Below are 24,463 nucleotides of genomic sequence, written 5' to 3'. Positions count from 1 at the left end.
GTCTTATGCAACGGTTTCGTCCTGCGCCAACGCAGATTTTGGCAGTCCGAAAATTTTGTCAAATGCCCAATTAAAGAAGAAAGTATAAATTGGAATAAAAATAATCAGTGCAAAATCAAGAACTAATGCCTGCCAAAGCGATACTGATAACCACCACGCAATCAGTGGAATTAAAAATACCACCAGCGTCAACTGAAATAACACGGCATGGGCAAGACGGCGTCTAAAGGTTCTAATTCTGGATTTTTGTTTGGACTCCCAATATTCAAATGCCACATTGAAAACAAAATTCCAACTCACCGCTATCGTCGTAATCACTAATGCCAATGGCCCTGTCGTTCCCGCCGAATTACCGGAAAGCAATGCCAATCCCAACGATGAAATCATCCAACCAATCACTTCGTAGCTCGTAATAAAAACCACTTTACGTTTAATGCCCTGCATCTTTTATCTCGCCTTCTGTTTACTGAAAGCTGGTAAATTAAATCAACATTAATGATAATAAAAGTCAGCTACCATCAATAAAACTGAAAGGTGAGATATGCCATTTAACAGCGAAAACCTCATGATTTTTTTAACTGTACTTGATAAAGGCTCCTTTTCTGCTGCGGCAAGAGCACTACACCGAGTCCCTTCTGCCATCAGTATGGCCATTGCTAACCTTGAGGCTGAATTAGGTTTTTCACTGTTTGAGCGGCATACACGGGAGCCTAAACCCACTGAACAGGCCCTTTCTCTTGCCCCTTACGCGCGTAATATTGTTGATAATTTACGCCAGCTGAATGTGTTCACGCGAGAGCTAACACAAGGGGTAGAAAGTACACTGACGATTGGTGTTGCGGAAGGAATTAATCCCAATGTATTACTGGATGCATTACACACACTGAGCCAGCGCTATCCTTTGATGCATGTTGAACTGATTACCGCCCCTCAGGATGATATTTTGCCGTTATTGCACAGTAAGCGCCTCCAGTTAGCGATTGCTTTTGGCGGGTTATATATCAATGCCCAAGAGCAATTCCAATGTATTGGTTATGAGTCGCTCATTGCCACTATCAGTGCCAATCATCCCTCAATTGAGCATAATCGTGCGCTCTATATCGAAGATCTTGTGCAAACACGCCAAATCGTTGTCGCTAGCTCTCATCACCCAATTAGTGACTGCCGTTCCATTGTTTCCAGCCATTATTGGCGTACCGACAGTTTCACAATGGCATTGAGTTTGGTCAGAAAAGGAATGGGTTGGGGAAATTTACCCACGTCATTAGTTGAAACTGAGTTAAAAGCAGGTTCACTCAAACGTTTAGAATTTCAAAATACACCAAATGGATTAGCACTCCCCATTCATGTAGTGTGTTTAAAAGGTCAGGTACTCAAACGCGGCGCACAAGAGTGTATTGAGCTATTAAAAGCCAATATGTAGCAATACTTTTGAGTGATCTGAAGGTCAAGTTCAATCCATCATCAAAAAGCAAAATAACTGCCTATTTGAATCATAAATAGAGTACTCATTTACCATGTAACTCTTTTGTTGGTGGATTGTGAAAATCACTTGATATTAGCAATCTTTTTAAAGATAATAATTATCAATATCATTCTTATTACCAGTAAATTTTATGTGGTGAATAATATGACCAAGCCACTTTCTGAACTTATTGACGAAACCACAAAATCAAGCTCATTGGCAGATTACTCAGTCAAAAATGGGCTGATTGAAAGCCAAAAATTATTAGGTTCATCGGGCAAAATTGCCATTGAACATCGTGGTGAAATTTATCAGTTACGACAAACCCGTACGGGTAAATTAATTTTAACTAAGTAGTTTTTTCGTACTCACAACGCAGTTTGTTTCAAAAATACAATCTATCTCGCAAGCCACCTACGTCATGATACTAGGCAGCCAGCTTAACTCTATACATCAGGACACAGTTTCTTATGGTGTTTATTACGGGCTTTGCTGCTGTAAATCTGGATAACCTCAAGGCGCACTTTCGAACCCTATCATCGCTTATTGGGTTCAAATACCCCTTTTCACCTATTCCATTGAAAGCGTCACCGTCTCAAGACCCTATAAGCACGCCATAACGCTCTGATGATAAAACTATTCTTAATCCTGTATTTCACTCATCAAAGAGTTAATAATTTTTAGGGAGTATCACCTGTATGTCTCAAGTCTTACGTTTATCTGTGCTGGCAAGCGCCCTGTTGCCTCTGATGGCAACTGCACAGACTGAAAAAACACCCGCCAGCAATCACCATGATGTGATGACCGTGTATGCCACGGGTAACGAACGAGATAGTTTCAACACCCCTATGATGGTGACCGTCATTAAAAATGACTCACCAGAAACCAAAACAGCAACTAACGCTAATGATATTTTGCGTAAAGTTCCAGGAATTGCACTCACAGGGACTAGCCGAACTAATGGTCAAGATATCAGTATGCGAGGCTTTGACCGTCGTGGCATTTTGACGCTCGTTGATGGCATCCGCCAAGGTACCGATACCGGACATATTAACGGCACATTCCTTGACCCTGCGCTTATCAAGCAAGTGGAAATTATTCGTGGCCCATCTGCCTTACTGTATGGAAGCGGAGCCATGGGCGGCGTAATCGCATGGGAAACTGTGGATGCAAAAGATTTACTGCGTGAAGGGCAAAATCAAGGATTCCGTGTCTTTACGCAAGGCGCTACGGGAGATCACAGTTTTGGCTTTGGCGGCTCAACATTTGGGCGCACAGAGGATTTTGATGGATTATTCAGCTTTGTGACCAAAGAAGTCGGTGATACCCGTCTTGGTGGTGGCGAGAAGATGGACAATAAAGAAACTATTGCCAATATGCTGGGTAAAGGAACATGGCAGTTGGATGATTCGCAAACCCTTTCAGGACAAATTCGTTATTACAATAACGATGCTTACGAGCCAAAAGATCCGCAACAGCTCAGCGCCAGTAATGATAATAAAAAGGTGAATCGCACGACTCGCCAACGTGATCTTCAAGCAACTTATCAGATTAACCCAAATGATAACCCATGGCTTAACTTGAAAGTCACCCCTTACTATTCTGATGTGAATATCACCTCTAAAGGTAAGGAATCCAACTATGAAGGACGTAGCCAAAAAACCTACGGACTCAAACTGGATAATCGTTCCAATGTCTACGATTTACCATTAGCTGCGCATAACTTCACGTACGGTACCGAAGCTTATCGCCAAAAACAGACACCTTACGCCACAACCACGCAATTCCCTGATGCAGAAATCACATTTGCCTCCGGTTTTATTCAAGATGAAATCACCTTAAAAGATCTGCCTGTGTCCTTTATTTTGGGGACGCGTTATGACAACTATAAATCCACCGCAAAAGGCAACAAAGATGTCAACGCAGATCAATGGTCATCAAAAGCGGCTGTAAGTATTACGCCAACAGAATGGTCCATGCTATTTGCTTCCTATTCCGAGGCATTCCGTGCACCAACGATGATGGAGATGTATAACGATTCCCTCCATTTCAAAGGCGGCCCAATTTCCAACTATTGGCGTCCAAATCCCAATCTAAAACCTGAATCCACCCGTACTGCGGAATATGGTTTTGGCTTACGCTTTGATGATTTGCTCATGGCACGGGATAACCTGCGCTTTAAAGCGAGTTATTTTGATACTAAAGCCACGGATTATATTAATACTTACGTCCATCCAGACCGCGTTAATTGGGACAATAACTACACCACGTCCATCAATACTAAGCGCGCCAAAATTTGGGGAACCGATGTTTCACTGGACTATACCACTGACTACTTTGCATGGGGTCTTGCTTACAACCACACCGTTGGAATCAATGAACACACTGGCAATGCTATTGAGTCCATTAAACCAGACTCGCTGACCAGTAATCTTTCTATTCCTGTCGCAGACAGCGGCTTTTCTGTGGGTTGGTTAGGTGAGTTCACGACCCATACCGATTTCGATAAAACATCCAAGCTAAAACAACAAGCGGGCTATGCCGTTCATGATTTCTATTTAAATTATCAAGGTAATGGAAGTCTTAAAGGGTTAGATACCAGTGTCGTTTTAGGAAATGCCTTTGACAAAGAGTATTACTCCTCTCAGGGGATTCCCCAAGATGGTCGTAATGCTAAGCTGCTCGTCAGCTTCCAATGGTAATTCACACTACATAAAGGAGAAACCTGTGAATTCAGCACTTTTCGAACGTTATCAACAAGCCAAAGCAGATAATAAAGCTAAGTATGCGAGAGATCTCGCTGCTTATCTAAATGTTTCTGAAGGGGAATTACTGCATAGCCGCGTTGGGCGTGATAAGGCAAAACGCCTTATCATTGATGCGCCAACGTTATTAACTGCTTTGGAAGCTGTCGGTCCAGTCAAAGCCATTACGCGCAATGAATATGTGGTTCATGAGCAAGTTGGACGCTATGAAAACGCAAGATTTAGCCCTCATGGCGGTTTAATTCTTAACCCTGGCGCACTCGATTTGCGCATGTTTTTCTCGCATTGGGACAGTATTTTTGTTTTAACCGAAGACGCTAAGCATGGCGAACGCCACAGCATTCAATTCTTCGATAAACACGGTGATGCACTGCATAAAGTGTATACCACCAATGATACCGATATGGATGCATGGAATGCACTTATCGAAAAATACATGTCCACAGAAAACCCATTGTTAACTGTTGAAAAAGCACAGCCATATAACCCACAACCTATCAGCGATGAATTAAAACAACAGCTCGAGCAAGAGTGGCGCAATATGACGGATGTTCACCAATTCTTCATTTTACTAAAGAAAAATAACTTAAGCCGTCAGCAAGTCTTTAGTGCAGTCAGCGATGATTTAGCTTGGAAAGTGCCGAATGATTCATTCAATCAGTTAGTGAATACCGCTTTAGCAGATCAAAATGAAATCATGATTTTCGTGGGTAACCGTGGGTGTGTGCAAATTTTCACAGGGAAAATCAAACGTTTGATGCCTCATCAAACTGAAGGTTCTGATATCAAATGGTTGAATATTTTCAACCCAGATTTCACCCTACACATGATTGAAAATGGCGTCGCTGAATGTTGGGTTACGCGTAAACCAACGGAAGATGGTTTTGTGACAAGCCTCGAAGTGTTTGATGATCAAGGCAATCAAATCGCGCAAATGTACGGACAACGCACTGAAGGCACTCCAGAGCAAGAGCACTGGTGCCAGCAAGTTATGTCCCTGCCAAGAATCTAATATTAGGTATTTGTTATGAAACAATGGCTTCTAATGACCATCACTCTGGCAGCTTCTTTTGTTGCCAACGCTGCTGACCGTTTAGTGACACTCGGCGGTGATGTCACCGAAATTGTGTATGCACTCGGTGCACAAAATAATCTTGTTGGGCGCGATAGCAGTAGCTTACATCCAGAGCAAGCAACGAAGCTGCCTGATGTCGGGTATATGCGCATGTTAAATGCAGAAGGTGTACTCTCTCTACGCCCAACATTAGTGCTTGCCAGTGAACTTTCTCAACCTTCAATTGCATTAACCCAAATCGAAAAAAGTGGTGTTAAGGTAATTAAAGTAACAGGAAAGCCGAAATTAGAAGCCATTCCTGAAAAAATCACCACTATCGCGCAGGCGGTAGGATTACCCGAAAACGGGGAAAAGCTCGTCGAGAAATTTAATACTGAGCTCCTCGCGGTACCCACTAGCCCATTAAATAAAAAAGTGATTTTTCTGATGAGCCATGGCGGTGTACAACCGATGGCGGCTGGACAAAAAACCGCTGCCGATAGCATGATCACCGCGGTGGGTGCGCAAAATGCAATGAACAACTTCACCAGCTATCGTCCACTTTCCCAAGAAGGGCTTATTTATAGTCAACCCGATTTAGTCGTGGTCTCTGAGCAAGGGATAAAATCCCTTGGTGGTATTGATAAAGTTTGGGAATTACCGGGATTAGCACTCACTCCTGCTGGCAAAAATCGTGCAATTTTAGTGGTAGATGATACAGGGATGCTGAGCTTCAGCTTAAGCACACCTAAAGTCATGCAACAGCTGAGAGAGGCGTTAGAAAAAAGCCAATGAGTCGTTTTAAGCACCCTCTTGTTAAAATCTTTATGTTATTGGTAATACTGGGGGCAGTCACTGTGGCTGCCTCTACAGTAGGGGCGATAAATCTACCTCTAACAACCCTGTTATTCGAACCATCCACCGATCCAGATTGGCAAATTTGGCTCACTATTCGTTTACCCAGAGTGTTGCTTGCCATTTTAGTGGGTTTAGCGCTCGCGGTTTCGGGCGCAATGATGCAAGGGCTATTTCGTAACCCTCTCGCGGACCCCAGTCTTTTAGGGATCAGCAGCGGTGCGGCATTGTGCGTTGCTGCATTTATTATTTTGCCATTTTCATTACCCACATTAATGCTCAGTTACGGTCATCTGGGCGCAGCATTTGTCGGTAGTTTAGCGGTTTCCCTGATCATCTTTAGTCTCAATCGGATGTCTAATGGGAATTTGGCAAGACTCTTACTGGCAGGGATCGCCATCAATGCTCTGTGTATGTCATTGATTGGTGTACTCAGCTACATGAGTAATGACCAACAGCTACGCACATTTAGCTTGTGGATGATGGGGTCATTAGGCAATGTTAATTGGACATCACTCACCATTGCAGCCAGCGTCATTGTTCCCACCTGCTTATTCTGCCTATGGCAAGGTAGCGCCTTGAATATTTTACAATTAGGGGATGAGGACGCTCATTATTTGGGGCTGAATGTTGAACGCAGTAAATTTATTTTGTTATTCCTCAGCGCATTATTAATTGGCTGCGCCGTCGCAATGAGTGGTGTTATTGGTTTTGTTGGACTCGTCGTTCCCCATTTAATTCGTATGACGCTTGGACCTGACCATCGATGGTTAATTCCAGGTTCAGCCATTGTAGGCGCTTGCTTGCTATTAACTGCCGACACACTGGCTCGTACTTTAGCCATTCCCGCTGAAATTCCAGTTGGTTTATTAACCGGATTGATTGGCGGCCCTTACTTTTTATGGCTAATACTTCGCCAACCCGCAGGAAGGATCTAACTGATGCCCCCGTTACTCGAAGCCCACAACTTAAGTTATCGTATTAATAATCGAACACTCATCGACGATATCAGCCTATCCATACAGCAAAATCAAATGGTTGTTATTATCGGTCCTAATGGTGCAGGTAAATCTAGCCTGCTGAAATTATTGACTGGCTACACCCAGCCTACTCAAGGTCAATGCCATATCGAAGGTCGACTATTGTCCGATTGGGATCCTCAAGGGCTTGCAAAAAAACGCGCCGTGATGAAACAGCAAAGTCACTTACAATTTGCTTTCAGTGTTGAAGATGTTGTTGCAATGGGAAGGACACCTTATGGTTCAGAGCATAAACAACAAGCTATTGATATTGCGATGGCTCAGACCCACTGTACCTTACTACGCCATCAAGATTATCGTCAATTATCGGGTGGCGAGCAGCAACGCGTTCAGCTGGCTCGAGTATTAGCGCAATTATGGCAGCCTGAACCAACCCCAGCCTGTTTATTCCTCGATGAGCCGACTTCAGCCCTTGATTTGTACCACCAGCAACACAGTTTGCGGCTTTTGCATCAACTGACTCGCGAAAGACCACTAGGCGTTTGTTGCGTATTACATGACCTAAACCTGACAGCATTATATGCCGATAAGGTCTACCTCATTCATCAAGGGAAATTAGTGGTGGCAGGCACACCACAAGACGTGTTAACCACTGAGAATTTAACGCAATGGTATCAAGCGGATTTAGGGGTACAACCTCATCCTGAAACTGCGACCCCCCATGTGTATCTGCGCCATTAACGACAGAAGCCGCAAGCTATAACTTGCGGCCTTACTATCATAATAAATTAAAATATTTATTTGGCTTAGCCGGTGGCGGCAACTGTTTTGCATCAATCATATCAAGGGCATTACGTTCAAGCCCTGTACATAACGCATTCAATGGTAAGCTATTGTCTAGTACATCGAATGGATCTTCTAATTGCTCAGCTAATGCATCCCACGCCAAGAAGGTATAGGAAACGAACACTGAGACTAAAGGCGTCATATAATGTAAATCTCCCACCAATGCGAATGGCAGTAACGTACAAAAAAGATACACTGTGCGCTGTAAAATCAATGTATAAGCAAATGGGATTGGCGTATTAGAGATGCGTTCACACCCCCCTAATACCTCTGACAATCCGTTGACATCTTTATTGATGGATTGAAAAAGAACGTCACTAATCAGGTTATTATCCCGTAATTCCCCAACACTAAGACCAATGTGCATCAGGATTCGGCTGGTGGGATATGGGCTTTTAATCACATCTAAGAAAACATCGCGCGGTAACAACCGATATAAATCAACCTTTGGATTTGTTCGTCTGAGTTCGTGATTTAAACTCCAACTAAATGCAATAAGTAAATTAGCAAAGGTGCGGTGTGCTAATGGATCATTCGGTAATAATCCTTTGATGTTTCTTAATATATTACGTTGATTCGTTAAGATTGAGCCCCAGAGTGTCCTTGCTTCAACCAAACGGCTATAACAGGCATTATTTCGAAAGCCCAAAAAGATAGCGATAGCTATCCCTAATAAGCTAAATGGCGCTATTGTGAGATGTATTCCTAATTGCTCGTACCATTGATAGATTAAAATAGCGACAATGGACATCATGATATTAAGTGATAATCTGAAGGTAATTTTAGACAGCACGGAACCGTGCCAATCAAACAACCTAAAAAACCAGTGTTGATGCGGGCGAATGACCATAATTGAATAATAATTGAAAGAATAGTTATGTGTGATAATTATCACACAATTCATTTCAGCAATCTATATTTTGATATCATCAGAAATTTAACATTAAATTAACTAAAATTAACTTATTGGCAAAGTATTTAAATATCCTCAATATTTTTACTCTATTTACTATTCTTAATTACTTTAAGATTTCAGTCATTGACACTATATGATTAATAATTAATTTAAATATAGAATATGAAATAATTATTTAATTTTAAAATTAATCACCCCGAAACTTAAACAGTTGATATACTAAATTGAAATTTAATCATTTGATTTACCTTAAATTAAATTTAGTTTAAATATCATTCAATTACATTAAAACTAAGCAGAATCCTTAAGAAACTCTTAATAATAGCAATGTGATTGCTATTATCATTTAGTCATCATTTAAATAGTGGTTAATATAATCCAAACTATAAAAACATTAATAAAATACTAATTTATTAAGAATGGTTGCTTGTTTATGAAAAAAACAGAATATTTCCTAAAAAAAATTCGCACATTTATTATGAGTGATAAAAATTACCTAACGAGTAAATTTATCAAAAAATTAGGCTATTACCCCAATTTTAACTCACCGAAAAGTTTTAATGAAAAAGTGAATTTTCGAATGATTCACGACCGAAATCCACTTCATAGTCAATTCGCTGACAAGCTTGCCGTGCGCGAATATGTCACACAGACTATCGGACAAGAACATATCGTACCGATTCTTGCGACATATCAGCATGTGGATGAAATTGATTTAACCAAACTTCCGCAACGTTTCGTCTTAAAGTGCACTCACGACAGTGGTAGTAGCATTATTTGCACGGATAAATCCAAATTTGACTTACAAAAAGCCAAAGATAAGTTGTCGTTCCATTTAATGAAGAATCTCTATTACATTACTCGTGAACGCCATTATAAAAATATTCCTTCACAAATTATTTGCGAAGAATACATTGATTTATTTGAGCAGAAAACAAGAAAGCTAGTGCCTGAAACTTGTCGTATTCACTGTTTTTCAGGTAAACCCGTTTACGCTGAAATCGATTATACGGATGAGGACGGTACTGAATTTATCAATCTTTATGATACCGATTGGCAGCTACAACCAGTGAGTTTTGGCTACCCTCAAATGTTAGAGCCTATTAATGAACCAACTCAGTTTAGAGAGATGTTAAGGCTAGCCGAAATTTTGGTGACCCCATTTGATTATTGCCGAGCTGATTTTTTAATGGCTGAAAATAAGCTCTATTTTAGCGAGCTCACGTTTGCTCCCAATGCAGGACGCACCGTCATTACCCCGCTTTCTTGGGATTTTAAACTGGGCGAATTATGGGAACAAAAAATTACGACACCCAATATGCTTCACACATTCAAGCCAGAGCTAACACTCGCCAGCCTAAGTAAGAAAAAATAACCATAAAAAAACGCGCTACTGAGTCAAAATAGCGCGTTTTATTTTTCACTACCAAGTTCAATTAGTTAGCCAAGACGCTCGCTTTACGACGTAAACTTGCGATCAACATATAAATCGCAGTCACTAACAATACAATAAAGAAGAAATTGGTTAGCCCACTATGTTGCTCTAGTAATGTGCCAGCAGCAATCGGTCCCATCGCAGAACCCACACTGTAGCTAAATAACATCACTTGCGTTGCAGCGACAATAAAAGATGAGTCTAAATTATCACACGCTAATGTAATGGCGATGGGATATAAGGCAAATGAAGACATTCCCAGTAATGCTAATGCCACGATCATCACCACGTAATCTGTTGAGATATAAATCATTCCCATCGCAAATACGCCTAATAGTGACACCATCGCCAATAACAATGTTTTGCTCATCATCACCGACAACTTACTGATCACGGGCTGAATCAGCATCCCACCCAAAATGATCGATGCCATCAGTACCCCGACTTGGTCAGTTGTATAGTGATCATTTTTCAGAGACAGCGGCATTAATCCATAAATGGTGCCCATTACAATTCCAGAGACCATGCAGCCCATTATTGCGGGTTTACTTAAACGTGTAATTTGTTTCAATGAGAGCTTCTGGTGCAGCCCACATGCAGGTTGTCCTTGACGCACAAGTAATGGCGGTAAAATCGCGACAAGTAACAAACCTAATACAACAATAAATGGCACAACCCCTTGAGTCCCAATAACACCAATTGCGAGCTGACCCAACGTCGTGCCGCCATATAATGAGGTCATGTAAAAGCTTAATCGCTTCGCACGTTCTTTAGGGTTATCGCCAATCAATAACCACGATTCTACCACCACAAAAATTCCCGCCACCGCAATACCTGCGATTAAACGGTTAGGTAACCATGCTTCAATGGTTGGCGTCCATGGCAATAAAATAACGGTAACCGCCAGCATGACGAGAAAACCAATAAAAGAGAGACGGTGACCAATTTTTGCGATCACAGGTTCAATCATCATTGAACCAATCAATAAACCAATATAGTAGGCGCTCGCTAACCAGCCCGCATACTGAGTATCAATATCAAAGCTGCCCATCGATAGTGGGATTAAGCTCATCAGGTAACCAGATGCAATAGCAAACAGGGTTAAGCCTGCAACAGGTACAAAGGTATTGTCGCTTTTACGCATTAAAATGGTGGACTCTTTCACGTCCCACTCTCCAAAAATAAAATAAATACTCTGCGCTGCAAGACGTCGGTCATGACGATAGCAATATTCACAAAAATGAATATACCTTAGCGACTAGTGCAGTGATGAAATTAAATAGATGAGGCTAATTTGAGCGCAATATAGATCTTTCATCGAGGGAATGACAATGAGAAAAACTAATGATGACTAGTAAATTTATTTATGTGAGAAAAATCACGTTTTTTTATGCAGTAAAACCCCCTAAAAAATCGCCATAAAAACAAGCAAACCATTTATTATCAATATGATAAGATAATCCCCAAAAAAATCCCTATTGTTACTTTTTGAAACACAACTCCCTGCTTCAGTCCCATCTTTCAAAATATATTTATCGTTTTTTTTAAAAGAAATTTATTCAAAACTAATTTAGCTAATTAATTAGCCTCAAGTTTATCAATATACTTAATTAGTGGTATTCATTATTTATAAATTATTATCTTGCTTTAATAATTGTTTTCTAACTCCAAGTTGTCTCCTAACTAGTTCGCGCTGTAGCAAGGCGGCAAATGAACTAATCCCTAGGAGTATACACTAGTATGTGACTAGGGTTAGCGAGTGAAGCCAACACAGATAGAGCGTGAACTAGGACGAAGACGGCGCCACAAAGTAGTTCGGCTAATCCCTAAATACTCCGCCACCGCCTTACGATCGCCATTAAACCTTGCCATCACTTGCTCTAGCGACTCTGTTGTTTGTTGACTAATTGGGGGTGTAGACACGGCACGCCTTTCTGGAGATAGCATCATTAACATGTCTGGATTGATGCTTTTATCCGCATAGGCGCTACAATAGAGCGCAACCCGCTCCATTAGGTTACGTAGTTCCCTAACATTTCCTGGCCAAGAATAGGCAAGTAGAAAATCTCGACAACTGAGCAATTGCTGAACTCGAAAAGCAGGAAGTGGCAGTTGCAACCCTGCGAAAGCTAATTTTAATAATCGTTCTGAAAGCATGAAAATATCATCACCTCGTTCTGATAGTGCAGGGACTTTCATACGAAGCACACCTAAACGATAAAAGAGGTCACTTCGAAACCTTCCTTCTGCTACCCATTTATCCAGATCACAGTGGGTTGCACAGATCACGCGCACATTGATCTGCAAGGGGCGGTATCCCCCAACTCGCACCACTGAACGTTCTTCTAACACACGTAATAAGCGAGTTTGTAATGCGACTGGCATTTCTCCAATTTCATCAAGAAACAGCGTTCCGCCATTCGCTAGCTCAAATAAACCTGCTCGCCCGCCACGACGAGACCCCGTAAAGGCGCCCTCTTCATAGCCAAATAGCTCAGCTTCCAGTAATGTTTCAGGAATCGCACCGCAGTTAACGGCAACAAACGGCATTTGTTGCTTACTTCGTTTTTGTTGGTTAAATAAACTGAATTCATGATGAATGGCTTGTGCCACCATCTCTTTACCTGTCCCACTTTCCCCTTGAATGAGCACCGTCGCATCTGAACGAGCATATAACATAATCGTTTGGCGGACCCGCTCCATTGCGGGCGATAAACCGATAAGGTCATTAATCGTGTGCCTAACTTTTGCCATGTTGAGCTGCGGATAATTTGCTTGGTTAAGTACATGTCGATGAGACATTCGGCTAAGTTCAATGGCATCAGAAAAGGCTTGCCGAATAGTTTGTGTAGAATAGACGAAAATACCCGTCATCCCCATTTCTTCGGCAAGATCAGTGATAAGCCCGGCTCCCACCACAACATGGATCCCCATCGCTTTCAAAGACTTCAATTGTGCTCGAGCATCTTCTGCCGTCACATAGCTTCGCTGCTCAATCTGCAAACAAAAATTTTCTTGGAATTGTTCTAAGGCAGGCATAATTTTTTGATAACTAATGATCCCAATTTTATCGCTAATTTCTCGTGCTTTAGCGAGTGCTTGCATCACATCAAACCCATTAATGTTAACGATAATCACTGGGACAGAAATATGGCTTTTTAAGTAAGCCCCATTAGATCCAGCACTAATAATCGCATCACAATGCCCCTCTTTTAGACGGCGACGCACTTCTTCTACAGCTTGATCAAAGCCGATATTAAGTGCCGTAATATCGGCTTGCGCGCTAAATTCGGGGCTAATATCACGAAATAGCGTATAAAGGCGAGATACTGAGACGGTCCAAATAATCGGCTTTTCCATTTTTCTCCTCCGCAATACTGCGCTTTACGATGTTTCAATTTTGTTTCATGTAACAATATGGTGTTTCAATGAAATACACCAATTCATTCACTCAATAGTGACTCTTTCATCACATAAAAACAGATTATTTTTATCTAATTGATATATAACAATTAATAATATTTTTTGTATTTCAGGGCAGACTGGCACATCAATTGCTATCTCACTATAGTTATCAAAGATCATTTACACAGAATTAACAGATTATGAGGTGTTTATGTCTAGCCATTCCGCAGGTCAAAAATTTCGAGAGGCGATTAACCACGAGTCTCCACTTCAGTTAGTCGGCACAATCAATGCAAACCATGCACTGCTTGCCCAACAAGCGGGCTATAAAGCCATTTACTTATCAGGTGGGGGGGTTGCTGCGGGTTCTTTAGGTCTTCCTGACTTAGGTATCTCTACCCTTGACGATGTACTCATTGATATTCGTCGTATCACCGATGTGTGTGATTTACCGCTAATGGTGGATGCCGATATTGGTTTTGGTCCCTCCGCATTTAACGTCGCGCGTACCGTAAAATCCATGGCTAAAGCCGGAGCCGCAGGGCTGCATCTGGAAGACCAAGTAGGCGCTAAACGTTGCGGACATCGTCCGAATAAAGAGATTGTTTCTACACAAGAAATGGTTGACCGCATTAAGGCTGCTGTAGATGCCAGAGTGGATGAGAAATTTGTCATTATGGCACGCACTGATGCCCTCGCGGTTGAAGGACTCGAAGCCGCTCTAGAAAGAGCAAACGCCTACATCGAGGCAGGCGCAGATATGCTATTCCCTGAAGCCATCACCGAGTTAAGCATGTACCAACAATTTACTCGCCATACACAAGTCCCTGTATTGGCTAATTTAACCGAATTTGGTCAAACACCTCTATTTACGCTTGATGAGCTTCGCAGCGTCGGGATTGCCATCGCGCTGTATCCACTTTCCGCTTTTCGAGCCATGAATAAAGCGGCTGAACAGGTGTACACCACGTTACGCCAAGAAGGAACGCAAAAAAGCGTTGTGCCATTAATGCAAACCCGTGAAGAGCTCTATAAATCCATCAATTACTATCAATATGAAGAAAAACTGGATGCGTTATTTTCACAAAATAAAAAACGCTAAGCCTTTTTAATCACCAAATAAACCGTGAATAGAGCAAGTTGTAGTCGTCTCTGTCCCCTACAAGGAATCCATGATGAATGAACAACTTAACAGCGCTGTAACACCAAGCTTCAAACCTAAAAAATCCGTTGCTTTATCAGGCGTAACAGCAGGGAATACCGCGCTTTGTACCGTCGGTCGTAATGGTAATGACCTCCACTACCGTGGCTATGATATCCACGATTTAGCGACCCAATGCGAATATGAGGAAGTGGCCTACTTACTTATCCACGATAAGCTCCCAAATCGCACTGAATTGGCGGCATATAAAGAGAAGTTAAAGCCCTTAAGAGGTTTGCCAACCAATGTGAAGCAAACATTGGAATCCATTCCTGCCAATACACACCCCATGGATGTTATTCGCACTGGAGTGTCAATGATGGGCTGTGTTCTCCCCGAAAAAGAGGTTCATACCCTTGCCGGAGCAAAAGATATTGCAGACCGCTTACTGGCGTCTCTTGGCTCTATCTTGCTGTATTGGTATCACTTTAGCCATCATGGTCGACGTATTGAAACCATGACCGACGATGATTCTATTGGCGCTCATTTTTTACATTTGCTGCATGGTAAAAAACCGCCTGCACAATGGGAAAAATTTATGCATATCGCCTCCATTTTATATGCTGAGCATGAATTCAATGCCTCAACATTTGCCGCTCGCGTTATTGCAGGAACTGGGACTGATTTTTACTCTGCTATTACTGGTGCCATTGCAGCCTTAAGAGGTCCCAAACATGGTGGAGCCAATGAAGTTTCACTCGAGATTCAGCAGCGTTACTCATCGATAGAAGATGCAGAGCAGGATATTGTCGCTCGCCTCAAAAATTCAGAAGTCATTATTGGCTTTGGTCACCCCGTTTATACCTTGGCAGATCCTCGCCATCCAATCATTAAATCAGTGGCGCTACAACTGTCTGAACAAAGCATGAATCGACATTTGTATACCATTGCAGATCATATCGAATCGGTAATGAAACGTGAAAAAGGCATGTTTCCAAATCTTGATTGGTTCTCGTCCGTGGTTTATCACTTAATGGGCGTGCCAACTGCAATGTACACCCCGCTATTTGCAATTGCCCGAATAGCGGGCTGGTCAGCCCATATCATTGAACAACGCCAAGATAATAAAATTATTCGACCTTCCGCTAACTATACGGGTCCTGAAAATAAACTTTTTGTTCCTATTGAACAGCGCTAATTAAGGTAAAACCATGACAACGCAATCCCAAACAGCCCCACACGTTCAATTTGATACGGTGATGACGGATATCGTCGACTATGTTCTCGATTTTCCCATCACGTCAAAATTAGCTTACGAGACCGCCTATTATTGCTTACTTGATACGTTAGGCTGCGGTATGGAATCCCTTGAATACCCGGCTTGTAAAAAGTTATTAGGTCCGATTATTCCAGGTACAATTGTGCCGAATGGCACCAAAGTACCTGGCACGCAGTTTCAATTAGATCCCGTCCAAGGCGCATTCAATATTGGTACGCTATGTCGTTGGTTAGATTTCAACGACACTTGGTTAGCCGCAGAATGGGGACACCCATCGGATAACCTCGGTGGTATTTTAGCCACTGCGGATTGGCTTTCTCGCGAAAACATTGCTAAAGGCAAAAAACCGTTAGTCATTCGTGATGTGCTTACCGCCATGATCAAAGCCCATGAGATTCAAGGCTGCATCGCCCTAGAAAATGCCTTCAACAAAGTCGGTCTTGACCATGTCATTTTGGTCAAAGTTGCCTCAACAGCTGTTGTCGCACAAATGCTTGGGCTATCTCGTGAGCAAATCCTCAATGCGGTTTCCCTCGCATGGGTTGATGGGCACAGTTTACGCACCTACCGCCACACACCCAATACAGGCTCCCGCAAATCATGGGCTGCAGGTGATGCAACGTCCCGTGCAGTAAGACTCGCACTGATGGCTCAAAAAGGTGAGATGGGTTACCCAACGGCTTTAACGGCGAAAACATGGGGATTCTATGACGCCTTATTCCGCGGGCAGTCATTCAAATTTCAGCGACCTTATGGCTCTTACGTCATGGAAAATGTGCTCTTTAAAATTTCCTTCCCTGCTGAATTCCATGCACAGACCGCCGTTGAAGCAGCTTTACAACTCCATAACCAACTGAAAGAAATCGGTAAGTGCGCCGATGATATCGAATCCATTGCAATTCGTACCCATGAAGCCTGCATTCGAATTATTGATAAACAAGGTCCTCTACAAAACCCAGCAGATCGCGACCATTGCATTCAATACATGGTTGCGATCCCGCTTATTTTTGGTCGTCTTACGGCATCTGACTATGAGGACAGTATTGCTCAAGACAGCCGCATTGACGCACTACGAGCCAAAATGCATTGCCACGAAGACCCTGCGTTTACACAGGATTATCATGATCCTGAAAAACGCTCTATTACCAATGCTCTCACCATCAAATTAAAAGATGGTCAAACCTTAAATGAAGTGGTCATTGAATACCCTGTTGGTCATAAACGTCGTCGCCAAGAAGGCATGCCATTGTTACTTAAAAAGTTCAGAACTAACTTAGCACGCCAGTTCCCTGAGGCTCAGCAACGACGAATTTTATCCGCGTCATTAGATAAACCGTTGCTTGAGAACATGCCAGTGAATGAATATTTGGATTTATTTGTGATTTAAAAAGACGTTTTCACGATTCATAACGTTTTTCTGTAAACAACCGTTTTACTCTGTGTCATCTTGAGAGAAACAAAAAAGCCCTAGTTTTAGGTTATTAAAACTAGGGCTTCAAATATCGGGGAAGAATATTATTTCAGTAATCGGGCTCTTACTGATTTTCCTTTAATTTTGCCTTGCTGTAGTTGTTTCCATGCTTGATTCGCGACTGATTTTTTAATCGCAACGTAGGCATGCATTGGGTGAATCGCAATTTTGCCAATATCATCCCCTTGTAAGCCAACTTCGCCCGTTAATGCCCCTAAGATATCTCCAGGGCGGATCTTCGCTTTTTTACCACCATCAAGGCATAACGTGACCATTTCGGCTTCTAATGGGGTAATTCGTAAACCTGTCGGTACAGGTAACCAATTCAGCTTGATATTCAGCATCTCTTCAAGCACATTGGCTCGCTGAGCTTCTTCTGGCGAGCAAAGACTGATGGCTAAGCCGCTCTTTCCTGCCCGCGCAGTACGTCCAATGCGATGCACATGGACTTCAGGATCCCAAGAAAGCTCAAAGTTAATCACCATTTCGAGCGCCTTGATATCCAAACCGCGGGATGCTACGTCAGTCGCGACTAAAACACGGCTACTCCCATTCGCAAACCGCACTAACGTTTGGTCACGATCGCGCTGCTCCATATCACCATGTAATACTAAAACGCTTTGATTGCTATCCATCAAGGCATCATAAACGGCTTGGCAATCTTTTTTAGTATTACAAAACACCACACAAGAAGCGGGTTGTTCACGGCTTAAGAGTTTTTGCAATAAATCAATTTTGTCATGTCGAGCAACTTCGTAGAATTGCTGCTCCACATCTGGCAATTCATTAACTGAATTAATTTCAATGGTCAGTGGGTTTTTCTGAATACGTTGGCTAATAGCCGCAATGCTGTCCGGCCATGTTGCTGAAAATAAGAGTGTTTGGCGATCTTCTGGCGTAAAAGAAATTACAGCATCGATATCATCAGCAAACCCCATATCTAACATACGATCGGCTTCATCCAATACCAGCGTTTGTAAATGGTCTAACTGCACAGTTTCTTTGTGTAGGTGATCGAGTAAACGACCCGGTGTTGCCACCAAAATATGCGCGGCATGAACCAAAGAATCACGTTGTACACTAAACGGCACACCGCCACATAATGTTAAAATTTTAAGATTAGGAATATAACGCGCTAAACGACGTAATTCATTCGCAACTTGATCCGCCAATTCTCGGGTCGGACATAAAACTAAGGATTGGGTATTAAAATTTTTGGCATCAATACGTTGTAATAATCCCAAGCCAAAAGCTGCCGTTTTGCCGCTGCCAGTTTTAGCTTGTGCACGGACATCTTTGCCGGCAAGGATCGCGGGTAATGCCGCTTCTTGAATTGGGGTCATCGTGATAAAGCCCAATTCATTCAGATTGGAGAGTTGCTCCGCAGGAAGCGCATTTAAGTCAGCAAATGAAGTCACAGTTAACATTCCGAATAAAATAAAAGAGATCATAGGAGAGAAAACTCTCCTCGCCTATGATACTAAAAAATAAATTGATAGCGAGTTTGGTTGGTATAAATGTGGTTCGCCTTAGCAATAATTGCGTGCGGTTCATGTGCTTCCGCATGCCCTAAACCATCAAATGGATATTGTGTCGCTAACACGACCCCTGAAAAAGGCGTGTAGGTTTTGCTTTTTCCTAAAACGGAAACCAAGTGGTTACCTGTATAAACATGAATTGCAGGTGAAGTGCTCATCATATGCATGTGAACATCCCCATTTGGTGAGCCTAATGTTGCGACAATGTGTTGTCCATCCGTAACCGCTCCGTCAAAAACAAATGTGTGGTCATACCCACCCACGGCTTGCTGGTCTTCATCTTGTAGATAATCACGACCAATACGTTTGCTTTGTCGAAAATCAAAATAGGTATCCGTGACTTCACGCCACTCCCCCGTAGGGAGCCCTTCATGATTTTGTGGTAAGAAGTATGGCGCGTGCATTTGGAGGTCATGCTCAAATGCAGTTCGGTCTGAGTCTTCACCCGCAAGATTAAAATAGGTGTAGTTAGTCAGATTGACCGGACAATCCTGATCACATTGATAACGGTAGCTGATAACAACTTGATTATCATCTGTCAGTTCATAATGTACTTCAACTTTTAATTCGCCCGGAAAACCTTGATCCCCATCCGATGACACCAGCGTAAAAATGGCTTGCTGCTGGTCTGGTTGAGTAATCGCCCATACCCGATAACTAAAATTGTCTCGCCCACCATGCTGGCAATGAGCGCCTTGATTATGCGTCAGTTGATAGGTATGCCCATCAAGCTCAAAAGTGGAATTCGCAATGCGATTTGCAACCCGTCCCACGGTTGCACCAAAATAGACGCGTTGCTCCATTTGAGCCGCCATATTTGGTGAGCCTAAAATAATATCGCGTTTACCACTTGCTAACGGCAATATACAGCTAACCCAACTTGCACCCAAACTACTCAAAATAATTTTCATTCCCTGTTTATTTGTGAGTGCAACGACCTTTGGTGTGCGCAGAGTATGACGTTGTTGCTTGGTAAACTGCATTTTTCCTGAGTGTTCCTTATATTTCCACTTATCGTGTCGCCTGACATTATTTAACAATAATAAAACGAATTCACGATAACGTAAAAAGAAAAAAGCTGAGCGTATAATACGTCAGCCTTCTCATAATTACCCAATAACCAAATAGGAATTAGTGCAAGCAATCTTTGTCATAAGGGTCTAAGTGAGTCATAACATCCAATATTTGAGGATTTTTCATTAATTGCTCTCGGACATTCACTGCAATATCATGTCCTTCCAAAATTGTCATTTGACCATCTAATTCTAAATGGATATCCACAAGAAAAAAATCGCCAGATTTACGCGTTTTTAAATCATGAAAACCTTTAACATCAGGGATTCCTTTTAGCACATCACTGATTTGCGCTAACGTTTCGTCATCCGCACCTTTATCCATTAAATCTTGCATGGATTGATAGGTAAATTTAAACCCCATACGGAAAACGAACGTCCCCACAATTAACGCTGCAATCGGGTCAAGAATACGAATGCCACATAAACTACCAATAATACCGATAGCGACGACTAATGAAGATGCCGCATCAGAGCGGGCATGCCAAGCATTCGCAACTAACATGCTTGAGTTAACTTTATTCGCCACATGCAGCATATAGCGAAACAGACCTTCTTTAGCAACCAAAGCCGTCAATGCCGCAACCAGAGCCATTGAATGAACTTCAGGTATCAGAGCAGGATTAATCATTTTCTCTACAGCTGACCAGCCCATACCAACACCGACTATCAGTAAAATAATACCTAAAATAAGTGATGCTCCATTTTCATAACGAAAATGCCCATAAGGGTGATCTGCATCAGGCTTTTTATGGCTTTTCTTATTCGCAATAAGAACAACAAAGTCAGCAATTAAATCCGAAAGTGTATGAATACCATCAGCAATCAAACCTGATGAATGTGAAAATACACCAACAATGATTTGCCAAATAGACAAAAGAGTATTAACAGCAACACTAATCAGAGTACTCTTTTTCGCCGCCTTAAACTTTTCTTGCTGTAATGCGAATTCTTTCTTCGTTGAAGTTGGGATTTCATGTTTATGCATAGGTTATTTTCTTAATGAAAAACAAAACAATTATCATTTAAATATAGTTGATTTTCAATGACTTAATTAATTTCGAATATACTCTCATATTATTTGTTAAATGTCCCACAATAAATTGTAAACAATTGATTACATTGACTGAGAATGGTTATTCTTTATTTTTCTATCCTTGTTCAGATTGGAACTATAAATAAAGAAAGAAAAATCATTTATCAGCATAGCCTCTATTCCATATATAGAGGAGATTTATCTTTATTAGATAGGCATTGCAACATGAATCCAATATCACAAAATCATCAGCGCCATATGACTTATAAAATGATAGGTATATAATCAAATTAAAATAACAAATGAAGAGGTGGCTATGTATAAAAAAATATTGGTTCCTATTGATCTGTTAGAAGATGATTTAAACTTAAACATCATCAAACATGTGGAAGATCTCGCAACACTCGGTAAGCCTGAGATTCACTTTTTTTCCGTGATCCCGAGTGTCGAACTGTTTTTTGGTATTGAAGTGGCTATCCTGCCTGAAAGCCATAGGAATTCAGCAGAACGAGCATCACTGGCAATGCGGGCATTAGAAGAAGTGATCCGAGATGTTAAAATTCCAAGCTCTCAGATTACCTGTCAGGTCAGTATTGGTTCAGCCAAGGATGAAATTCTAGACTACGCAAAAACAATTAATGCCGATCTCATTGTTGTCGGCTCTCACCATCCAAGTACATCGACTTATTTATTAGGTTCAACCGCATCTGCTATTGTGCGTCATGCTCAAACATCGGTGTTTGTCGTTCGCTAATTAGGCAAGCTTAAAATAAAAATGCCGCATCATAGAATCAAACGGTGATGCGGCATTAAATGCATTACTTCTTAATCGAGTTCATTAATTTATCGTCTGTAGACCAAATACGGTACTTCACATCCATATCTTTTGGCGCATAAACAACAATTGGTAACTTACTGTTATAGCGTACAAATGCGTCATCCCCTAACTGGGTAGTAATAAAACGATCTTTTGCAGGCTCAGTACAAGCCATCATTGTTGAAGCAGGTCCTTTTACTTCTTCTAATTTGTAATAGTTATAACCCCATCCATCTAAGGTTTTTTCTTCTAAATCACCCATAAACCATTGACGGTTACAATCAGCTTTGATGGTTTTACCGATAACTAACTCAACCATATAGTCGTATTCATTTTGCTTAGTATCCAGTTGAATAACATGACGAGTCATACCAGATTCTGCTTTTGGATAAGGAGCGATCTTTCCTAAATCTTCAGTCGCCATTGCACAAGAAGAAACTGCCACCGCAGCCATTACAGACAAAATCGCTTTTTTCATCATAAAATTCCTATTCGTAAAAAAATAACAACATTAAAAACTAGACTTTTATACATAGTAGGTCAATTCAGCCACTTTAATCACTATAGATGATTCTTAATTACAAAAATATAGATAACTTATTAATCCTTTAGTGATATTACTTAATTTTAGTATAAGGATCATAAAATTAATAAAAATTATGTAAATTCCCGCCATAAAGATGTACATAAAACAATCAATGATTATACTGAAAGTGAGGCTTAATTCATTCTGAGGAGGTAGTATGTTATCTGCTGATCAAGATTTAGTTTCACAATTAATTGCCACACATCCCCGCTTTCAGTCTCTCTATGAGAAGCATCATCAATTGAATAAAGAAATTAGCAAGCTTGAAGGACCTTCAGGTGCTGGCTATAACGAACAAGTCGCCAAACTTAAAAAAGAAAAACTACATCTAAAAGATGAAATGCAAAGAATAATGCAAACTAGTCGGTAAGATGCCTTCACTCAATTGCTAGGCTGGCTTTATCAAGCGGAATTGGCATATAAAATCTAATACAATGTTAATGGCATAAGAAATGGCTCTTATGCCATTTTTGCGAGTACGCCTCAAAACAAGATTTCTATTGATTTAACCACCTATAAATAGAGCAATAAAAGATATATATTAAATGTATCTTTATACGGCGAGGATTATTACGGTGGGAAAAAGAATATCTCGAGAAATTGTCACAATAGAAAAAATGATAAAAATCTATGAAAAGTCGCATCCTGCGCCTGACGACAACCCTGAGTATTATCAAACTCTTTTTTCCTATGCGGTTAAACGCCTAGAAAAATGTCGCTATGGAGAAGCCAAGCCTGCTTGTAAACAATGCCCAATACATTGCTATCAGCCAAAACAACGCGAACAAATGAAAATAATTATGCGCTGGGCTGGCCCAAAAATGCTATATTCCCACCCTATTTTGGCAATCCGTCACCTTATTGATGACAGAAAACCCGTCCCTGAACTCCCCCCTCGCAATCGAGCAACATCAAAATTAGATAAATAGACTTATCCGCAGAATATTCCACCAATTCGATATCATCGAGTGGAGGAGCAACAACAGACAGTTTGCCTGTAAAAATGTTAAATATATTTAACAACTCGCTACTCATGAACACCCATTGCTTGCTTTCACTATCTTATTAGTTTTTTATCACTTTTTTTAGCTGCTGACGGTGGATGCCATAATTTCCAGTTAATCCAATAGATTTACTCAGATTTATCATAAATAAGCTTGCTTCAAAAAATGACGCTCATATAAAAATTAGTAACCAACTATAATTAATAACCAAAATCCATGCTTATATAAGAAGCAAAAAACATCACCCAAACCAATAAATGTCAAAAATGAGATTTAAATTTCAATATTTAGCTTAAATAGACCTTTTTGATAATTAAAATAAATCAATATGATTCATTAATCTAATTGATGATGTAATTAACAAATTAATACATAAGAAAAATTTATTATTGATGTTTTTAACGAGTATATACCTAATAATTTACATGGCTATTATTTGTGATAAAACACAAATAACGACTACTTATCTTTAAAAGGTAAAAAAACCACAAAAAAGAGTAAAAAAACATAAAATATATAAAACCAGAAAAAACAATAAAACTAGCATTTTAATCTTGATTTACCGGTAATCCTTAGAATAAATGAAAGGTGTACCAAATAGGTCACTCGAAATATACGAACAATTGCCTTAAATAGTTCGCAAAAACCATATTTTGAAATATTTATTAATACTTTCATTTACGATATGACATATAAAAAAACAGCTCATATAATTTCAATCATCAAGGTCATAGTGATTTTTTATATCAACCGAGAGTGAAATTTTGATATTTAATTTCCACTATCACTTAAAGAGC

At 40.9% G+C, this 24,463-nt stretch carries 22 protein-coding genes; 14 read left to right on the top strand and 8 right to left on the bottom strand.

Annotation, left to right across the window (positions count from 1 at the left end; genetic code table 11):
• Positions 1-3: 3 nt before the first annotated feature.
• Positions 4-444, bottom strand: a complete 441-nt coding sequence (locus tag PROVALCAL_RS05220) for a PACE efflux transporter (RefSeq protein WP_006658082.1) — start codon at positions 442-444, stop codon at positions 4-6.
• 97 nt (positions 445-541) lie between these two features.
• Here PROVALCAL_RS05220 and PROVALCAL_RS05215 point away from each other — a divergent pair, with 97 nt between their 5' ends.
• From PROVALCAL_RS05215 to PROVALCAL_RS05185, 7 genes are all read left to right on the top strand, one after another.
• Entirely contained in the window at positions 542-1,423 is an 882-nt protein-coding gene (locus PROVALCAL_RS05215) for a LysR family transcriptional regulator (RefSeq protein WP_006658081.1), read from the top strand.
• 207 nt (positions 1,424-1,630) lie between these two features.
• Entirely contained in the window at positions 1,631-1,822 is a 192-nt protein-coding gene (gene hemP, locus PROVALCAL_RS05210; protein WP_006661206.1) for a hemin uptake protein HemP, read from the top strand.
• 341 nt (positions 1,823-2,163) lie between these two features.
• The gene (locus PROVALCAL_RS05205) at positions 2,164-4,167 is read left to right on the top strand and encodes a TonB-dependent hemoglobin/transferrin/lactoferrin family receptor (protein WP_006658079.1); all 2,004 of its coding nucleotides are present in this window, start codon (positions 2,164-2,166) and stop codon (positions 4,165-4,167) included.
• A 25-nt stretch (positions 4,168-4,192) separates the two neighbouring features.
• Positions 4,193-5,242, top strand: coding sequence for a hemin-degrading factor (locus PROVALCAL_RS05200; protein WP_006658078.1), 1,050 nt, complete (start codon positions 4,193-4,195; stop codon positions 5,240-5,242).
• A gap of 15 nt (positions 5,243-5,257) precedes the next feature.
• Positions 5,258-6,079, top strand: coding sequence for a heme/hemin ABC transporter substrate-binding protein (locus PROVALCAL_RS05195; RefSeq protein WP_006658077.1), 822 nt, complete (start codon positions 5,258-5,260; stop codon positions 6,077-6,079).
• Complete coding sequence (locus PROVALCAL_RS05190) at positions 6,076-7,077, top strand: FecCD family ABC transporter permease (protein WP_006658076.1); 1,002 nt, start codon at positions 6,076-6,078, stop codon at positions 7,075-7,077. The genes PROVALCAL_RS05195 and PROVALCAL_RS05190 overlap by 4 nt, the downstream gene beginning before the upstream one ends.
• A gap of 3 nt (positions 7,078-7,080) precedes the next feature.
• Entirely contained in the window at positions 7,081-7,860 is a 780-nt protein-coding gene (locus tag PROVALCAL_RS05185) for a heme ABC transporter ATP-binding protein (protein WP_006658075.1), read from the top strand.
• A 37-nt stretch (positions 7,861-7,897) separates the two neighbouring features.
• Here the strand turns inward: PROVALCAL_RS05185 and PROVALCAL_RS05180 are convergent, their stop codons facing one another.
• Entirely contained in the window at positions 7,898-8,815 is a 918-nt protein-coding gene (locus tag PROVALCAL_RS05180) for a bestrophin family protein (RefSeq protein ID WP_006658074.1), read from the bottom strand.
• Between the two features lie 499 nt (positions 8,816-9,314).
• On the opposite strand from PROVALCAL_RS05180, the gene PROVALCAL_RS05175 reads away from it, so the two are divergent.
• Entirely contained in the window at positions 9,315-10,256 is a 942-nt protein-coding gene (locus tag PROVALCAL_RS05175) for an ATP-grasp fold amidoligase family protein (RefSeq protein ID WP_006658073.1), read from the top strand.
• Between the two features lie 61 nt (positions 10,257-10,317).
• On the opposite strand, the gene PROVALCAL_RS05170 is transcribed toward PROVALCAL_RS05175, so the two are convergent.
• Both PROVALCAL_RS05170 and prpR read right to left on the bottom strand, forming a co-directional pair.
• Positions 10,318-11,460 (bottom strand): MFS transporter, encoded by a 1,143-nt coding sequence (locus PROVALCAL_RS05170; protein WP_006658072.1) that lies wholly within the window; start codon positions 11,458-11,460, stop codon positions 10,318-10,320.
• A 608-nt stretch (positions 11,461-12,068) separates the two neighbouring features.
• The gene (gene prpR / locus PROVALCAL_RS05165) at positions 12,069-13,676 is read right to left on the bottom strand and encodes a propionate catabolism operon regulatory protein PrpR (protein ID WP_006658071.1); all 1,608 of its coding nucleotides are present in this window, start codon (positions 13,674-13,676) and stop codon (positions 12,069-12,071) included.
• Positions 13,677-13,932: 256 nt separating this feature from the next.
• Here prpR and prpB point away from each other — a divergent pair, with 256 nt between their 5' ends.
• From prpB to PROVALCAL_RS05150, 3 genes are all read left to right on the top strand, one after another.
• Positions 13,933-14,823: a methylisocitrate lyase gene (gene prpB, locus PROVALCAL_RS05160; protein ID WP_006658069.1), complete on the top strand. Its 891-nt coding sequence runs from the start codon at positions 13,933-13,935 to the stop codon at positions 14,821-14,823.
• 73 nt (positions 14,824-14,896) lie between these two features.
• Complete coding sequence (gene prpC, locus PROVALCAL_RS05155; protein WP_039861642.1) at positions 14,897-16,060, top strand: bifunctional 2-methylcitrate synthase/citrate synthase; 1,164 nt, start codon at positions 14,897-14,899, stop codon at positions 16,058-16,060.
• 13 nt (positions 16,061-16,073) lie between these two features.
• Complete coding sequence (locus PROVALCAL_RS05150) at positions 16,074-17,528, top strand: bifunctional 2-methylcitrate dehydratase/aconitate hydratase (protein WP_006658067.1); 1,455 nt, start codon at positions 16,074-16,076, stop codon at positions 17,526-17,528.
• 128 nt (positions 17,529-17,656) lie between these two features.
• Here the strand turns inward: PROVALCAL_RS05150 and dbpA are convergent, their stop codons facing one another.
• The 3 genes from dbpA to PROVALCAL_RS05135 form a co-directional block, all read right to left on the bottom strand.
• Positions 17,657-19,030: an ATP-dependent RNA helicase DbpA gene (gene dbpA / locus PROVALCAL_RS05145; protein WP_039861656.1), complete on the bottom strand. Its 1,374-nt coding sequence runs from the start codon at positions 19,028-19,030 to the stop codon at positions 17,657-17,659.
• A 62-nt stretch (positions 19,031-19,092) separates the two neighbouring features.
• Entirely contained in the window at positions 19,093-20,133 is a 1,041-nt protein-coding gene (locus tag PROVALCAL_RS05140; protein ID WP_006658065.1) for a galactose-1-epimerase, read from the bottom strand.
• Between the two features lie 148 nt (positions 20,134-20,281).
• The gene (locus PROVALCAL_RS05135; protein WP_006658064.1) at positions 20,282-21,211 is read right to left on the bottom strand and encodes a cation diffusion facilitator family transporter; all 930 of its coding nucleotides are present in this window, start codon (positions 21,209-21,211) and stop codon (positions 20,282-20,284) included.
• A 364-nt stretch (positions 21,212-21,575) separates the two neighbouring features.
• Between PROVALCAL_RS05135 and PROVALCAL_RS05130 the strand changes: the two genes are divergently transcribed.
• Positions 21,576-22,013, top strand: a complete 438-nt coding sequence (locus PROVALCAL_RS05130) for a universal stress protein (protein WP_006658063.1) — start codon at positions 21,576-21,578, stop codon at positions 22,011-22,013.
• A gap of 64 nt (positions 22,014-22,077) precedes the next feature.
• On the opposite strand, the gene eco is transcribed toward PROVALCAL_RS05130, so the two are convergent.
• Positions 22,078-22,554: a serine protease inhibitor ecotin gene (gene eco, locus PROVALCAL_RS05125; protein WP_006661194.1), complete on the bottom strand. Its 477-nt coding sequence runs from the start codon at positions 22,552-22,554 to the stop codon at positions 22,078-22,080.
• 265 nt (positions 22,555-22,819) lie between these two features.
• Here eco and PROVALCAL_RS05120 point away from each other — a divergent pair, with 265 nt between their 5' ends.
• A complete protein-coding gene (locus PROVALCAL_RS05120; protein WP_006658061.1) occupies positions 22,820-23,032 on the top strand; it encodes a DUF465 domain-containing protein in 213 nt (70 codons plus the stop codon).
• A 175-nt stretch (positions 23,033-23,207) separates the two neighbouring features.
• The gene (locus tag PROVALCAL_RS05115) at positions 23,208-23,591 is read left to right on the top strand and encodes a nitrous oxide-stimulated promoter family protein (protein WP_006658060.1); all 384 of its coding nucleotides are present in this window, start codon (positions 23,208-23,210) and stop codon (positions 23,589-23,591) included.
• Positions 23,592-24,463: the final 872 nt, after the last annotated feature.

It is taken from the genome of Providencia alcalifaciens DSM 30120 (assembly GCF_000173415.1).
Lineage (GTDB): Bacteria > Pseudomonadota > Gammaproteobacteria > Enterobacterales > Enterobacteriaceae > Providencia > Providencia alcalifaciens.
The sequence above is the reverse complement of the archived record's forward strand: the minus strand, read 5'-3'. Positions and strand labels throughout refer to the sequence as shown.

Bases quoted from the DNA above. Each gene is read 5' to 3' on its own strand.
- PROVALCAL_RS05220 (WP_006658082.1), bottom strand. From the start codon at position 444: ATGCAGGGCATTAAACGTAAAGTGGTTTTTATTACGAGCTACGAAGTG.
- PROVALCAL_RS05215 (WP_006658081.1), top strand. From the start codon at position 542: ATGCCATTTAACAGCGAAAACCTCATGATTTTTTTAACTGTACTTGAT.
- hemP (WP_006661206.1), top strand. From the start codon at position 1,631: ATGACCAAGCCACTTTCTGAACTTATTGACGAAACCACAAAATCAAGC.
- PROVALCAL_RS05205 (WP_006658079.1), top strand. From the start codon at position 2,164: ATGTCTCAAGTCTTACGTTTATCTGTGCTGGCAAGCGCCCTGTTGCCT.
- PROVALCAL_RS05195 (WP_006658077.1), top strand. From the start codon at position 5,258: ATGAAACAATGGCTTCTAATGACCATCACTCTGGCAGCTTCTTTTGTT.
- PROVALCAL_RS05190 (WP_006658076.1), top strand. From the start codon at position 6,076: ATGAGTCGTTTTAAGCACCCTCTTGTTAAAATCTTTATGTTATTGGTA.
- PROVALCAL_RS05185 (WP_006658075.1), top strand. From the start codon at position 7,081: ATGCCCCCGTTACTCGAAGCCCACAACTTAAGTTATCGTATTAATAAT.
- PROVALCAL_RS05180 (WP_006658074.1), bottom strand. From the start codon at position 8,815: ATGGTCATTCGCCCGCATCAACACTGGTTTTTTAGGTTGTTTGATTGG.
- PROVALCAL_RS05175 (WP_006658073.1), top strand. From the start codon at position 9,315: ATGAAAAAAACAGAATATTTCCTAAAAAAAATTCGCACATTTATTATG.
- PROVALCAL_RS05170 (WP_006658072.1), bottom strand. From the start codon at position 11,460: ATGCGTAAAAGCGACAATACCTTTGTACCTGTTGCAGGCTTAACCCTG.
- prpR (WP_006658071.1), bottom strand. From the start codon at position 13,676: ATGGAAAAGCCGATTATTTGGACCGTCTCAGTATCTCGCCTTTATACG.
- prpB (WP_006658069.1), top strand. From the start codon at position 13,933: ATGTCTAGCCATTCCGCAGGTCAAAAATTTCGAGAGGCGATTAACCAC.
- prpC (WP_039861642.1), top strand. From the start codon at position 14,897: ATGAATGAACAACTTAACAGCGCTGTAACACCAAGCTTCAAACCTAAA.
- PROVALCAL_RS05150 (WP_006658067.1), top strand. From the start codon at position 16,074: ATGACAACGCAATCCCAAACAGCCCCACACGTTCAATTTGATACGGTG.
- PROVALCAL_RS05140 (WP_006658065.1), bottom strand. From the start codon at position 20,133: ATGCAGTTTACCAAGCAACAACGTCATACTCTGCGCACACCAAAGGTC.
- PROVALCAL_RS05135 (WP_006658064.1), bottom strand. From the start codon at position 21,211: ATGCATAAACATGAAATCCCAACTTCAACGAAGAAAGAATTCGCATTA.
- PROVALCAL_RS05130 (WP_006658063.1), top strand. From the start codon at position 21,576: ATGTATAAAAAAATATTGGTTCCTATTGATCTGTTAGAAGATGATTTA.
- eco (WP_006661194.1), bottom strand. From the start codon at position 22,554: ATGAAAAAAGCGATTTTGTCTGTAATGGCTGCGGTGGCAGTTTCTTCT.
- PROVALCAL_RS05120 (WP_006658061.1), top strand. From the start codon at position 22,820: ATGTTATCTGCTGATCAAGATTTAGTTTCACAATTAATTGCCACACAT.
- PROVALCAL_RS05115 (WP_006658060.1), top strand. From the start codon at position 23,208: ATGTATCTTTATACGGCGAGGATTATTACGGTGGGAAAAAGAATATCT.